General features: G+C 65.7%; 13 protein-coding genes. 10 read left to right on the top strand and 3 right to left on the bottom strand.

From position 1 onward, the window contains the following. Window positions 1–132: 132 nt before the first annotated feature. The 5 genes from metH (at window position 133) to PA6_RS03660 (ending at window position 6,384) form a co-directional block, all read left to right on the top strand. Window positions 133–3,843 carry a methionine synthase gene (metH, locus tag PA6_RS03640; protein ID WP_021699527.1) on the top strand — a complete coding sequence of 1,237 codons (3,711 nt, stop codon included), beginning with the start codon at window positions 133–135 and terminating at the stop codon, window positions 3,841–3,843. A gap of 63 nt (window positions 3,844–3,906) precedes the next feature. Then, complete coding sequence (locus PA6_RS03645) at window positions 3,907–4,482, top strand: GIY-YIG nuclease family protein (RefSeq protein ID WP_021699528.1); 576 nt, start codon at window positions 3,907–3,909, stop codon at window positions 4,480–4,482. 21 nt (window positions 4,483–4,503) lie between these two features. Beyond that, on the top strand, window positions 4,504–5,067 hold the full coding sequence (pnuC, locus tag PA6_RS03650; RefSeq protein WP_021699529.1) for a nicotinamide riboside transporter PnuC: 564 nt from the start codon (window positions 4,504–4,506) through the stop codon (window positions 5,065–5,067). Next, complete coding sequence (locus tag PA6_RS03655) at window positions 5,064–5,585, top strand: AAA family ATPase (RefSeq protein WP_021699530.1); 522 nt, start codon at window positions 5,064–5,066, stop codon at window positions 5,583–5,585. Before pnuC ends, PA6_RS03655 begins: the two co-directional genes overlap by 4 nt. A gap of 145 nt (window positions 5,586–5,730) precedes the next feature. After that, a complete protein-coding gene (locus tag PA6_RS03660; protein ID WP_021699531.1) occupies window positions 5,731–6,384 on the top strand; it encodes a potassium channel family protein in 654 nt (217 codons plus the stop codon). A gap of 57 nt (window positions 6,385–6,441) precedes the next feature. On the opposite strand, the gene PA6_RS03665 is transcribed toward PA6_RS03660, so the two are convergent. Further along, on the bottom strand, window positions 6,442–6,990 hold the full coding sequence (locus PA6_RS03665; RefSeq protein ID WP_021699532.1) for a hypothetical protein: 549 nt from the start codon (window positions 6,988–6,990) through the stop codon (window positions 6,442–6,444). 219 nt (window positions 6,991–7,209) lie between these two features. Between PA6_RS03665 and PA6_RS03670 the strand changes: the two genes are divergently transcribed. After that, entirely contained in the window at window positions 7,210–8,481 is a 1,272-nt protein-coding gene (locus PA6_RS03670) for a diguanylate cyclase domain-containing protein (RefSeq protein WP_021699533.1), read from the top strand. Between the two features lie 16 nt (window positions 8,482–8,497). Here the strand turns inward: PA6_RS03670 and PA6_RS03675 are convergent, their stop codons facing one another. Both PA6_RS03675 and PA6_RS03680 read right to left on the bottom strand, forming a co-directional pair. Next, window positions 8,498–8,797 (bottom strand): DUF1883 domain-containing protein, encoded by a 300-nt coding sequence (locus tag PA6_RS03675; RefSeq protein WP_021699534.1) that lies wholly within the window; start codon window positions 8,795–8,797, stop codon window positions 8,498–8,500. A 41-nt stretch (window positions 8,798–8,838) separates the two neighbouring features. Then, window positions 8,839–9,846 carry an AraC family transcriptional regulator gene (locus PA6_RS03680; protein ID WP_021699535.1) on the bottom strand — a complete coding sequence of 336 codons (1,008 nt, stop codon included), beginning with the start codon at window positions 9,844–9,846 and terminating at the stop codon, window positions 8,839–8,841. Between the two features lie 113 nt (window positions 9,847–9,959). Here PA6_RS03680 and PA6_RS03685 point away from each other — a divergent pair, with 113 nt between their 5' ends. From PA6_RS03685 to PA6_RS03700, 4 genes are all read left to right on the top strand, one after another. Beyond that, the gene (locus PA6_RS03685) at window positions 9,960–11,699 is read left to right on the top strand and encodes an N-acyl-D-amino-acid deacylase family protein (RefSeq protein WP_021699536.1); all 1,740 of its coding nucleotides are present in this window, start codon (window positions 9,960–9,962) and stop codon (window positions 11,697–11,699) included. 68 nt (window positions 11,700–11,767) lie between these two features. Next, window positions 11,768–12,247 (top strand): DUF2846 domain-containing protein, encoded by a 480-nt coding sequence (locus tag PA6_RS03690; protein ID WP_021699537.1) that lies wholly within the window; start codon window positions 11,768–11,770, stop codon window positions 12,245–12,247. A gap of 16 nt (window positions 12,248–12,263) precedes the next feature. Continuing rightward, window positions 12,264–12,863: a hypothetical protein gene (locus PA6_RS03695; RefSeq protein ID WP_021699538.1), complete on the top strand. Its 600-nt coding sequence runs from the start codon at window positions 12,264–12,266 to the stop codon at window positions 12,861–12,863. 3 nt (window positions 12,864–12,866) lie between these two features. Beyond that, window positions 12,867–13,187 (top strand): cupin domain-containing protein, encoded by a 321-nt coding sequence (locus PA6_RS03700; RefSeq protein ID WP_021699539.1) that lies wholly within the window; start codon window positions 12,867–12,869, stop codon window positions 13,185–13,187. Window positions 13,188–13,232: the final 45 nt, after the last annotated feature.

Below are 13,232 nucleotides of genomic sequence, written 5' to 3' on the forward strand. Positions count from 1 at the left end.
CGGCATTGTACGACCGGCACGACGAAACGGCCCAACATGAGCCATTTTCATGCAGATCGCACCAGCGCCTGAGAGCCATGCAGCTTTGCTATCATCCACGGCCTTTCTACACGCTCACCCCAGGTAGTCCCTATGTCCGACCGCAGCGCCCGCCTCCAGGCCCTTCAGCAAGCCCTGAAAGAACGCATTCTGATCCTCGACGGCGGCATGGGCACCATGATCCAGAGCTACAAGCTGGAAGAGGCCGACTACCGTGGCGCGCGCTTCGCCGACTGGCCGAGCGACGTCAAAGGCAACAACGATCTGCTGCTGCTGAGCAAGCCGCAGGTCATCGCCGAGATCGAGAAGGCCTACCTGGATGCCGGCGCCGACATCCTGGAAACCAACACCTTCAACGCCACCCGCGTGTCCCAGGCCGACTACGGCATGGAGGCGCTGGCCTACGAGATGAACGTCGAGGGCGCCCGCGTCGCCCGCCAGGTGGCCGACGCCAAGACCCTGGAAACCCCGGACCGTCCGCGCTTCGTCGCCGGCGTCCTCGGTCCCACGAGTCGCACCTGCTCGATCTCCCCCGACGTCAACGATCCTGGCTACCGCAACGTCACCTTCGACGAGCTGGTGGAGAACTACACCGAGGCCACCCGTGGCCTGATCGAAGGTGGCGCCGACCTGATCCTGATCGAGACCATCTTCGACACCCTGAACGCCAAGGCGGCCATCTTCGCCGTGCAGCAGGTGTTCGAGGAGGACGGCGTCGAGCTGCCGATCATGATCTCCGGCACCATCACCGACGCCTCCGGCCGTACCCTGTCCGGGCAGACCACCGAGGCCTTCTGGAACTCGGTGGCGCACGCCAAGCCGATCTCCGTGGGCCTCAACTGCGCCCTCGGCGCCAAGGAACTGCGCCCGTACCTGGCCGAACTCGCGGCCAAGGCCGGTACCCATGTGTCCGCCCACCCCAACGCCGGCCTGCCCAACGCCTTCGGCGAATACGACGAAACCCCGGCGCAGATGGCCGAGGTGGTCGAGGAGTTCGCCGCATCGGGCCTGCTCAACATCATCGGCGGCTGCTGCGGCACCACCCCACCGCATATCCAGGCGATCGCCGAGGCCGTGGCCAAGTACCCGCCGCGCGTGATCCCGGACATCCCCAAGGCCTGCCGCCTGTCCGGCCTGGAGCCCTTCACCATCGACCGCAAGTCGCTGTTCGTGAACGTCGGCGAGCGCACCAACATCACCGGTTCTGCCAAGTTCGCCCGGCTGATCCGCGAGGAGAACTACACCGAGGCGCTGGAAGTCGCCCTGCAGCAGGTGGAAGCCGGCGCCCAGGTGATCGACATCAACATGGACGAAGGCATGCTCGACTCGCAGGCCGCCATGGTGAAGTTCCTCAACCTGATCGCCTCCGAGCCGGACATCTCGCGCGTGCCGATCATGATCGACTCCTCCAAGTGGGAGGTGATCGAAGCCGGCCTCAAGTGCATCCAGGGCAAGGGCATCGTCAACTCGATCTCCATGAAGGAAGGCGTCGAGCAGTTCAAGCACCACGCCAAGCTGTGCAAGCGCTACGGCGCCGCGGTCGTGGTGATGGCCTTCGACGAGGTCGGCCAGGCTGACACCGCCGCGCGCAAGAAGGAAATCTGCAAGCGCAGCTACGACATCCTGGTCAACGAAGTCGGCTTCCCGCCGGAAGACATCATCTTCGACCCGAACATCTTCGCCGTGGCCACCGGTATCGAGGAGCACAACAACTACGCGGTGGACTTCATCGAGGCCTGCGCCTACATCCGTGACGAGCTGCCCCATGCGCTCAGCTCCGGCGGCGTATCCAACGTGTCCTTCTCGTTCCGTGGCAACAACCCGGTACGCGAGGCGATCCACTCGGTGTTCCTCTTCCACGCCATCCAGAACGGCCTGTCCATGGGCATCGTCAACGCCGGCCAGCTGGAGATCTACGACGAGATTCCCAAGGAGCTGCGCGACAAGGTCGAGGACGTGGTGCTCAACCGCACGCCGGGCGGCACCGATGCCCTGCTGGCCATCGCCGACAACTACCGTGGCGGCGGCGCAGTGAAGGAAGCCGAGGACGAGGAGTGGCGCTCGCTGCCAGTGGCCAAGCGCCTGGAACACGCGCTGGTCAAGGGCATCACCGCCTTTATCGTCGAGGACACCGAGGAGTGCCGCCAGCAGTGCGCGCGCCCCATCGAGGTGATCGAAGGCCCGCTGATGAGCGGCATGAACGTGGTCGGCGACCTGTTCGGCGCCGGCAAGATGTTCCTGCCTCAGGTGGTCAAATCGGCCCGCGTGATGAAGCAGGCCGTGGCACACCTGATCCCCTTCATCGAAGCGGAGAAAGGCGACAAGCCGGAAGCCAAGGGCAAGATCCTCATGGCAACCGTGAAGGGCGACGTGCACGACATCGGCAAGAACATCGTCGGCGTGGTGCTCGGCTGTAACGGCTACGACATAGTCGACCTCGGCGTGATGGTGCCGGCGGAGAAGATCCTCAAGACCGCCATCGAGGAAAAGTGCGACATCATCGGCCTGTCCGGCCTGATCACCCCGTCGCTGGACGAGATGGTCCACGTCGCCAAGGAGATGCAGCGCCAGGGCTTCAAGCTGCCACTGATGATCGGCGGCGCCACCACCTCCAAGGCCCACACTGCGGTGAAGATCGACCCGCAGTACAGCAATGACGCGGTGGTCTACGTCACCGATGCCTCGCGCGCCGTGGGCGTGGCCACCAGCCTGCTGTCCAAGGAACTCAAGGCCGACTTCGTGCAGAAGACCCGCGACGAATACGTGGTCGTGCGCGAGCGCACCGCCGCCCGCGCCTCGCGTACCGAGCGCCTGTCCTATGCCGAAGCCATCGCCAACAAGCCGGCCTTCGCCTGGAGCGGCTATGTCGCGCCCAAGCCGAGCTTCACTGGCGTCAAGGTGCTGGATGACATCGACCTGCGCGAACTGGCCCAGTACATCGACTGGACGCCGTTCTTCATCTCCTGGGACCTGGCCGGCAAATACCCACGCATCCTCACCGACGAGATCGTCGGCGAGGCCGCCACCAGCCTGTTCAACGACGCCCAGGCGATGCTGGAGAAACTGATCAGCGAGAAGCTGATCAAGGCCCGCGCGGTATTCGGCTTCTGGCCGGCCAACCAGGTGCGCCACGACGACATCGAAGTCTACGGCGGCGAGGGCCAGACCCTGGCCACCCTGCACCACCTGCGCCAGCAGGGCATCAAGGCCGACAGCAAGCCTAACCTGTCGCTGGCCGACTTCGTCGCGCCGAAGGAAAGCGGTGTGACCGACTACATGGGCGGCTTTATCACCACCGCCGGCATCGGCGCCGAGGAAGTGGCCAAGGCCTACGAGGCCAAGGGCGACGACTACAGCTCGATCATGGTCAAGGCCCTGGCCGACCGCCTGGCCGAGGCCTGCGCCGAGTGGCTGCACGAGCGCGTGCGCAAGGACTACTGGGGCTACGCCAAGGACGAAACCCTGGACAACGAGGCGCTGATCCGCGAGCAGTACGTCGGCATCCGCCCGGCTCCCGGCTACCCGGCCTGCCCGGACCACACCGAGAAGGGCACCCTGTTCCAGCTGCTCGACCCCGAGGCGGACTACAACAAAGCCGGCAAGAGCGGCGTGTTCCTCACCGAGCACTACGCCATGTTCCCGGCCGCCGCTGTGTCCGGCTGGTACTTCGCCCACCCCGAGGCGCAGTACTTCGCCGTCGGCAAGGTCGACCAGGACCAGGTGCAGTGCTACAGCAAGCGCAAGGGCCAGGAACTGGCCGTGACCGAACGCTGGCTGGCGCCGAATCTGGGTTACGACAGCTGATCCACAAAGAGGCCCGCAAATGCGGGCCTCTTTACTAGAACAGGCAAAAGCGAACACACACCTATGGCTCAAAACCCCTTCTACGTGTACGCACTTAAAGACCCAAGACAGAAACCAGCAAAGCCTTTTTATATTGGAAAAGGTACGGGCAACCGTGCATGGGAACACCAAGCAAAGATTGATGAGTCGGAAAAAGGGTTACTCATTAAAGAGATACTCGAAGCTAGTCACTCTGTTATCCACACCATCATTGCGGACAACCTGACTGAGCAACAGGCCCTCAAGATCGAAGCCGAGTTAATAGCCGCATTCGGCATTCGCTCTCGTGGCGGCATGTTGACTAACCGTATCCAGCCGAATACAGAAAATATCGAACGAAACCTCCGGATCAACGTTCCGGACGGCTGCTATGAAAAAGCACAAATGGCGCTGGAATTGATGAAGTCTGCAGTCATGGAGCTAGCCAAGGCCAACCCCAACGGAATCAGTAACTCGGACGCCGCCAAGTATTTAGGCCTTCAATCCGACTATGGCGGTGGCTCTAAGGACTATCTCAGTTACAGCTTGATCGGCCTACTGATGAAAGAAAGTAGGCTCGTCCGTACAGCAAATCGTAAACACATCGCTGTCGGTGAATAGCCCCCAGAGTAAAAACGTCTAATGACTCCCCTCGAAATCATCGCATCCGCCCTCGGCATCACCTCCGTCTGGCTGACCGTGCGGCAGAACCCGCTGTGCTGGCCCATTGGCCTGCTGATGGTGCTGCTCTACGCCTGGTTCTTCTTCGATGCCCGCCTCTATTCGGCGGTGCTGCTGCACGGTGTATTCGCGGCCATGCAGCTGTACGGCTGGTGGCAGTGGCGCCAGGGCGTGGATGACAGCGGCCGGCGGCCGGTCAGCACGGCCAGCCGCAACGAGGTACTGATCGGCCTGGGCGTCGCCCTGCTGCTCGGCCTGGCGCTGGGCCTGGCCATGGCGCGGCTGACCGAAGCCGTCTATCCCTGGCCGGACGCCCTGCTCACCGCCTTCAGCCTGCTGGCCCAGCTGTGGATGGCGCTCAAGCGCTGGCAGTGCTGGCTGCTGTGGATAGTGGTCGATGTGCTCTATGTCGGCTTCTTCACCCTCCAGGAGTACTGGCTGACCGCCGGATTATACGGTGTGTTCACGACCCTGGCCGTGCTCGGCCTGCGCGAATGGCGCGCCTCGCGGACAGCGCCCGCATGAAGGTGGTGGTACTGACCGGCCCGGAGTCGAGCGGCAAGACCTTTCTTGCCGAGCGCCTGCAGCAGCGCTTCGGCGGACTGGTGGTGGGCGAATACGTGCGCCACTTTATCGACCGGGAGCAAAGGGAAACCTGCCTGGCCGATATTCCCGCCATCGCCCGCGGCCAGCTCGAATGGGAAGACGCCGCTCGCGCACAGGCGCCCGGACTGCTGATCCTCGACACCCACCTGCTCAGCAATATCCTCTGGAGCCAGACGCTGTTCGGCGACTGCCCGGACTGGCTGGAGCCGACACTGCTGGAACGCCACTACGACCTGCACCTGCTGCTGTCGCCAGAAGGCGTCGCATGGCAGGGTGACGGCCAGCGTTGCCAGCCCGACCTGGCCGAGCGCCTGCGCTTTCATCAGGATTGCGCCGACTGGCTGCAGCGCCATGCCCGCCCCTGGGTGGGGATAGACGGCGACTGGGCGCAGCGTGAAATCCATGTCATCGAGCAGGTACGCCGGTTGCTCGGCTGAGCCGCCTGCTGCCGGTCGAGAAGGCGCCTTGCTGCCCTCTCCCGTAAACGGGAGAGGGAGCCAACTGCCCTGGCGCTGCGCTAGCCTACCCAGGCTCGCCACTGGTGGATAATCCGCCCCAATCCCCATGCCCCGCAGGAAGCCCATGTCACCCATCACCTACATCCGCCGCCATCCCTCCGCCGGCCTGCTGTTCGTCCAGTTGCTCGGCGTGCTGCTCTACCCCTGGATGGAAGCCACGCAGATCGGCCGTGCGCTGTTCGGCGCCTTCGGCCTGCTGGTACTGGGCCTGGCCCTGCATGTGGTCAAGCGCAGCCCGGCGCAGACCTGGGTCGCGGGACTGCTCGCCCTGCTGGTGGTGAGCCTGACCCTGCTCGACATGCTGGTCACCAGCCGCCCGCTGGAAGCCCTGATCGCGCTGCTGGAAGCCGCTTTCTACTTCTACGCGACAGCCAGCCTGATCGCCTACATGAGCGCCGATGAACACGCCAGCACCGACGAGCTCTACGCCGTCGGCGCCACCTTCACCGTGCTGGCCTGGGCCTTCGCTCATCTGTTCGTATTCTGCCAGCTGCTGGTACCGGGCAGCTTTGCCGCCGCCATCGAGCCCGAGGCGGCGCGCAGCTGGATGGAGCTGCTGTTCCTCAGCTTCACCACCCTGTCCGGCGTCGGCCTAGGTGACATCATCCCGCTGACGCCGGTGGCCCGCTCGCTGGTGATGATCGAGGAATTCGCCGGGGTGATGTACCTGGCCCTGGTGGTATCGCGGCTGATCGCCATGAGCGTGGCCAGACGCTGAGCGTCTCGTCCCACAAAAAAGCCCGCATCCGCGGGCTTTTCATGCAGGCGCAGCAGGTTACTGCTTGACCTCGAAATCGCGTCCCCACAGGCGGATCGACGTCACGGTCGCGCTCGTCCCCTCGAAGATGAACTTCTGCCGCACACCGGTCTTGGCCGGAACAGTCACATCGTCGGGGTTGAGCAGGCCCGGCAGCGGCGCGCTGGAATAGCCCTCCTGGTCGATGGCCAGCAGTGCACCGGTCTGGCGCAGGTTGATCAGGCGCAGCGGCTTGTCGGTGGTGTTCTTGAACCCGAGCAAGGCGCTGAGGTTGCCATCGTCGACCGTCTCGACCTTGAGCAGCTCGACGCTGACCTGGCCATCGAGCTGTTCCAGATTGGACACCACGATGGAACCATCGGCGCCCTGGGCCTCCACCCGGCCCTCGGTGACACCGTCGGACACGCCGCCCAGCAGGTTCTTGCCGGCGGTAATCGCGGTAGAGACGGCCGCCTTGGCCGAGTCCTTGATGGTGCTTGGCTCGCTGGCGGCGGCTTCGTCGGCCAGGGCGGCCGGCGCGCTCAGTGCGAGGGCCAGGGTAATGGCCAGCGGGGAAATCCTGTTCATGGTCGTACTCCTTGTATGGCGACGGCGAAAGAGCAGCAAAGATAACCGCCCTCCCGGAAAAAGCGAGCCGGCGACCGCGGAACTGCTGGCTGGCTAACGCTTTGCCCGCGTCGGCGCAGGGCATGAAGCGCTGAAAATACCGATACAGACAGTCAGCAAAATGCATAGAGCATTGAGGCATAATGCCAGCACCCCGAATTCCTGTCTGATGGATCAGCCTTGTTTCCTCTTCTCATCCTCGTCGCCCTGCTGCCCAGCCTGCTCCTGCTGGCGTTGCTGCAGCGCCACCGGCGCCTGCTGAAACAGCAGCGGGCACTGCTCGCACAGCTGGAATTTGGCGCTCTGGAAGTGTCGGCCAATGGCCGGGTGCGCTGGCACAACGAACCTGCGCCCGCCCTGCTCGGCCATGCTGCAGACGCACTGCGCGGCGCACGTCTGGCCGACCTGCTGCCCGCCGCAGCCCTGGATGCGCTGACCGAACCGCGTCGCCTGCAGGTGCGCGGCGCCGACGGCCAGGTGCGCCCGCTGCAGATCGGGCGCATCGATGGCACGCGCAGCCTGCTGCTGATCCGCCCGGTGCTGGCCGAGGCCGAACGCTACCAGCGCAGCCAGTACTTCGCGCGCATCGGTACCTGGGACTGGGACATCGACACCAACCGCCTGTACTGGTCCGATGCGATCTACGGCATGTTCGGCTACCGCGTCGGCGAGGTAACGCCCAGCTACGAGCTGTTCTGCCAGAGCGTGCACCCGGATGACCGCGAGCAGGTGCGCAGCGGCGAACTGCGCTGCATCGAGACGGGCGAGAACCACGACGAGGAATACCGGGTGATCTGGCCGGATGGCAGCGTGCACTGGCTGCGCGAGACCGGCAACATCGTCAAGGACGACCACGGCATCGCGGTGAAGATGATGGGCGTGGTCCGCGACATCACCGAGGAGAAGGCCTGGGCCAGCCAGATGCACCGCCTGGCCCATCACGATGCGCTGACCGGCCTGCCCAATCGCCTGGTTTTCGAGGAGCAGCTGGATCGCGCGCTGGAGCGGGCTCGGCGCGCAGGCACGCGCATCGCTCTGGTATTCATCGACCTCAATGGCTTCAAGGCGATCAACGACCGGCTCGGCCATGCCGCCGGCGATCAGGTGCTGCAGCACATGGCCAGGCGCCTGCGCGAGGCCCTGCGCGGCTCGGACAGCGTGGCGCGTCTGGGCGGTGATGAATTCGTCGCGATTCTCGAGAGCCTGTCACTCGAACGCTCGCCGCACGACGAGGCGCGCGCGGTCGCCGGCAAGCTGCTGGCCGCGCTAACACCACCGGTACGGCTGGAGCAAGGCCCGCAACAGGTCGGGGCCAGCCTGGGCATCGCCATGTTCCCCGATCATGCGCAGAGCAAGGACCGCCTGATCCATCTCGCCGACCTGGCGATGTATGAAGCCAAACGCAGCGGCGACAACCAGTATCGCCTGGCCCAGGCGGCCAGCCCGGGCTGAACAGGCAGACGCGCGATCAGATACCGACGCGCTTGCTGCGTACGAACTTGATCGTGTACTCCATCTGCGGCTTGCGCGTCAGGCTGGCGGCACGGCGGGTCACGGTATCCAGGGTGATGTTCCAGAAACCGTCGCTGGGCACCTTGATCCGCGCCGGGAACTTGTCGAAGGCGCCGCCGTGGTAGGTATGCCGACCGCCGTTCTTGAAGCTGCGGAAGTTGGCATCGCTCATCAGGCGGATATTGCACGGCTGCGAGCAGTGGATGACGACCGTATCGCCCTCTTCCAGGTGTTCGCGCTGGTGAATGAACTTCATCGGGGCCTCCGCAAAAAGCGCGCACGATAGCACGTTGCCCGTCACCCGGTCGCCGCGGACCGATGAAGCCGCCGCCAGGCCAAAGGCGGCATGCCGTAAGCTTCGCGGAAAGCCTTGCTGAAGGCCGCCTGGTCGGCGTAACCAAGCACGTCAGCGAGCAGGGTCAGCGGCATGCTGGAAGCCTGCACGTGCCAGCCGGCCAGGTCCATCTTTACCCGATGCACCAGCGGCTTGAAACTGAGCCCCTCGGCCGCCAGCCGACGCTGCAGCGTGCGCGGATGCAGCCCGAGCAGCTCGGCGATGTGCCCCAGCGAATGCTGGCGCATGCCCAGCGTCTGCATGATCAGGCTGCGCACCTGCAGCTCCAGGCTGTCCTGCAGCCCGTCCAGTCGCTCGCGCAGGTAGCCGGCGTCCTCGCCGCCGAGGGCGCACACCGGGCGCCGCAGGATCGCCGCGTCATACACCAGGCCATCGAACTCCTGATCGAAGCGCACCTCGCAGCCCAGGTGCTGGCGGTAGCGCGCCGGCGGCGCCACCGGACTGTGGCTGAACTCCACGCGCAGCGGGCGCAGGTCGGCGCCGCCCATGGCACGCACCAGCCGCGCGCAGGCGGCAATGGCCATCTCGCGGTATTGCTGGGCACCCTCCACGGCAAAGAAGTGCTCGATACGCCTTACCTGCACGCGCCCGTCCAACGGCAGCAGGCGCCAGTGCTCGGCCTTGTTGTGCAGGGCCAGGTAACGCTGGGCGGCGAGAAAGGCTGCCTGCAGATCCGGCTCGCCCGCCAGCAGGCGGCCGAGCAGGCCGAGCATTTCCACGCCCTGGTGGCGCGCCACGCGCAGGCCCAGGTCCGGGCAGTGCAGGCGCACGGCGGCCTCGTGCAGCAGGCGGGTCAGCTGCTCGATGCCAATCAGGCAGTCGCCATCGTCCAGCTCGGCGCGGCTGAGGCCGACGTCGGCGAGCAGCGCATCCAGATCACCGCCCAGGCTCGCCACCTCGGCCGGCAGGCCGGTGAGCGCCGCGCTGCGCACTTCGTAGCGAATGGTCATGTTCAGCCTCCGCCGTTTCCCGTCGACAATGCCGCGACTGTCGTGTCATGACAAGTCAGGCGTCGCCTCGCCGCCTACTCTCGACACACAACAAGAACAATCCGAGGTGATTCATGGCTCAGTACGACCTGATCCTGCAGGGCGGCCGCTATTTCGACGGCAGTTGCACGCCCTCCGCCATCCGCAGCCTGGCCATCAAGGACGGGCGCATTGCCCTGGTCAGCGCCGAGCCGCTCGACCCGGCCCTGGCCGGGCAAGTGATCGAGGTGCAGGGCAAGTGGATCACCCCGGGCTTTCTCGACACCCACACCCACTACGACGCCGAGCTGATCGTCGCGCCCAGCCTCAGCGAGTCGGTGCGCCATGGCGTGACCACGGTACTGGTCGGCAGCTGCTCGCTGAGCATGGTGTGCAGCGCGGCCGAGGATGCTTCCGACATCTTCACCCGGGTGGAAACGGTGCCGCGCGAGAAGGTGTTGCCGATCCTGCGTCAGCACAAGAGCTGGAGCAGCCCCGCGCAATGGCGCGCATTCATCGACCGCCATCCGCTGGGCCCCAACCTGATCAGCTTCCTCGGCCACAGCGACCTGCGCGTGGCGGTAATGGGCCTGCACCGCGCCACCGACCGCCAGGTAAGGCCGAGCGAAGACGAGCTGCAGCGCATGGAAGCGCTGCTGGAGGAGGCGCTGGACTGCGGTTTCCTCGGCCTGTCCACCATGTGCCTGAAGTGGGACAAGATCGACGGCGACCGCGAATGGTCGAAGAGCCTGCCCAGCACCTACGCGCGCTGGCGCGAGGTGCGCCGCCTCAACCGCCTGCTGCGTCGGCGCGGGCGCGTACACCAAGGCGCGCCGAACGCGGCCAATCCGCTGCAGATCACCCAGTACATCGGCGAAGCCATCGGCCTGCTGCGCAAGCCGCTGAAGACCACCCTGATCTCCCTGCTCGACCTCAAGGGCAACCGCAGTCTGGCCTTGCTGGCGCGCTTCTCCGCCTGGCTGACCAACCGCCTGGGCGGCGACTTCCGCTGGCAGTTGCTGCCCACGCCCTTTGCCATCTACGCCGACGGCATGGACATCGTGCTGTTCGAGGAATTCGGCGCCGGCGAAATGGCCCTCGACGTCAAGGACCAGCTCGAGCGCAACCAGCTGCTGCAGGACGAGCAGTACCGCCGTACCTTCCGCCGCTTCTACGCCGACAAGCTGTCGCCACGGGTGTGGCAACGCGACTTCGGCGACGCGGTGATCCTCGGCTGCCCGGACGCCTCGCTGGTCGGCCGCAACTTCGCCGAGGTGGCCCGCGAGCGCGGCCTGCACGTGGTCGACCTGTTCCTCGACATGGTGGTGCAGTACGGCCGCCAGCTGCGCTGGTTCACCGTGATCGGCAACCACCGCCAGGACAAGCTGCGCGAGATGGTGCGTAGCCCGAACACCCTGATCACCTTCTCCGATGCCGGCGCGCATATCCGCAACATGGCCTTCTACAACCTGCCGCTGCGCTTCCTCAAGCTGGTGCAGGACAGCCACGACGAGGGCCGCCCGGTGATGAGCCTGGAGCAGGCCGTGCATCGCCTGACCGGCGAGCAGGCCGACTGGCTGGGCATCGAGGCTGGCTATATCCGCGTCGGAGACCGCGCCGACCTGGTGGTGCTCGACCCTGCCGGCCTGCACCAGAACCTGGAACAGGAACACTGGGACGAAATGCAGGGCTTCGGCATCCCGCGCATGGTCTGCCGCAACCCCGGCTGCGTCAGCCATGTGCTGATCAACGGCAAGCTGGCGGTGGATGACGAGCAGATCACGCCGGAGCTGGGACGGCAGAGCGGCTTCGGCCAGTTTCTCGCGGCCCGCTGAGACGGCTGGGCGGGGCTGTCGGAGGGCTGCTACGCTGCTGGCAACCCCGCCGCCCAGAAGGACCGCCCATGCGCCGCCTGCCCGCCCTGTTCGCCGCCCTGTTCCTGCTTGCCGGCTGTGCCGGCCCCGGCTATTTCGAGGCCATACCGCCCAGCAGCGCGGATCAGGCGGTGCTCTATCTGTACCGCCCGCAAGCCGACAACCCCGGACGCCAGCCGCTGCGCCTGTCCTACCCGGATGTACTGGTCGACGAGCAAAGCGTCGGCACCCTGCCCTTCAACAGCTACCGCCGCATCGAGCTGCCAGCGGGGCGCCACGCCATCCGCATCACCGGCCTGACCCGCCAGGCCAAGTGGGAACCGCGCGACATCAAGCAGAATTTCAGCCTGGCACCGGGCGAGATCAAGTACATGAAGCTCGATGTGCGCTTCAATCTCAGCGAGATGACCCTCGGCAGCCTCGGACCCAGCTACCTGATCCATTTGCGCCCGATGCGCGCCGATGACGCGGTCTACGAGATTCGCGAAACGCAGCCACTGAATCCCTGAAGCAAGGAGCTACCGCATGAACCTGACCCGCGCTTTCACCCTGTCCCTGGCCGCCAGCCTGCTGGTCGGCTGCCAGAGCCATGACGACGAACTGGCCAGCGACTATGACCGCACCGCCGCTTATGTCGAGGGCGTACCGGGCGGCGCGGTGCTGGAAACCGAGACGCTGCTGGCCACTGTCAGCGCCATCGACAGCGCCAAACGCACCTTTACCCTGCGCGACGACCTGGGCAACCAGCGCACGCTGGTCGCCCCCGCACAGATGCACAACTTCGACCAGTTGAAAGTGGGCGACCGGGTCAAGGCCGTAGCCTCCCAGGAACGCATCGTCTACCTGCGCCAGCCAGGCGAGGTGGCCAACGATGGCGCCGCCGGTGTGCTGGCCACCGCGCCGCAGGGAGACAAGCCGGGCCTGCTGGCCGCCGACACCGTGGAGATCACCGCGCTGGTCAAGGGCATGGACACCACCCTGCGCACCGCCACTCTGCTGCTGCCCAACGGCAGCGAACGGGTCATCAAGGTCCGCCCGGACGTGGACATGAAGACCGAATATCTCGGCCGCCAGGTGGTGCTGCGCGTCACCACCGCCGTGGCCGTCAGCGTGCAGCCGCAGTAAGCCGTGCCACCGGAGACGATCAACCTGCTGCAGGCCGTGCCCGACAGGGCGGCGGCGGAACAGTTCGTGCCGCTGCTGCAGCGTGACGGCCTGTTGCTGGAGCAGATCGTCTCGCACGGCCAGGCCAGCCCGGAGGGTTTCTGGTATGACCAGCCACAGCCCGAATGGGTGGCCCTGCTGCGCGGCAGCGCGCGGCTCGAATTCGACGATGGCGAGCGGCCGCTGCTGGCCGGCGACGCTCTGCTGATTCCCGCGCACTGCCGGCACCGGGTCGCCGAATGCTCGCTGGACGCCATCTGGCTGGCCCTGCACTTCGAGGCCTGACGGCCAGCCCTACGCCTCGCTGACGGCCGGTGGTAGCATGCGCGC

Source organism: Aquipseudomonas alcaligenes NBRC 14159 (assembly GCF_000467105.1).
Classification (GTDB): domain Bacteria; phylum Pseudomonadota; class Gammaproteobacteria; order Pseudomonadales; family Pseudomonadaceae; genus Aquipseudomonas; species Aquipseudomonas alcaligenes.

What these genes read in the sequence shown, in the direction of transcription:
- PA6_RS03645 (WP_021699528.1), top strand. Translation starts at nt 3,907, where the DNA reads ATGGCTCAAAACCCCTTCTACGTGTACGCACTTAAAGACCCAAGACAG.
- PA6_RS03685 (WP_021699536.1), top strand. Translation starts at nt 9,960, where the DNA reads ATGGCTCAGTACGACCTGATCCTGCAGGGCGGCCGCTATTTCGACGGC.
- PA6_RS03665 (WP_021699532.1), bottom strand. Translation starts at nt 6,990, where the DNA reads ATGAACAGGATTTCCCCGCTGGCCATTACCCTGGCCCTCGCACTGAGC.
- PA6_RS03695 (WP_021699538.1), top strand. Translation starts at nt 12,264, where the DNA reads ATGAACCTGACCCGCGCTTTCACCCTGTCCCTGGCCGCCAGCCTGCTG.
- pnuC (WP_021699529.1), top strand. Translation starts at nt 4,504, where the DNA reads ATGACTCCCCTCGAAATCATCGCATCCGCCCTCGGCATCACCTCCGTC.
- PA6_RS03655 (WP_021699530.1), top strand. Translation starts at nt 5,064, where the DNA reads ATGAAGGTGGTGGTACTGACCGGCCCGGAGTCGAGCGGCAAGACCTTT.
- PA6_RS03660 (WP_021699531.1), top strand. Translation starts at nt 5,731, where the DNA reads ATGTCACCCATCACCTACATCCGCCGCCATCCCTCCGCCGGCCTGCTG.
- PA6_RS03675 (WP_021699534.1), bottom strand. Translation starts at nt 8,797, where the DNA reads ATGAAGTTCATTCACCAGCGCGAACACCTGGAAGAGGGCGATACGGTC.
- PA6_RS03690 (WP_021699537.1), top strand. Translation starts at nt 11,768, where the DNA reads ATGCGCCGCCTGCCCGCCCTGTTCGCCGCCCTGTTCCTGCTTGCCGGC.
- PA6_RS03680 (WP_021699535.1), bottom strand. Translation starts at nt 9,846, where the DNA reads ATGACCATTCGCTACGAAGTGCGCAGCGCGGCGCTCACCGGCCTGCCG.
- metH (WP_021699527.1), top strand. Translation starts at nt 133, where the DNA reads ATGTCCGACCGCAGCGCCCGCCTCCAGGCCCTTCAGCAAGCCCTGAAA.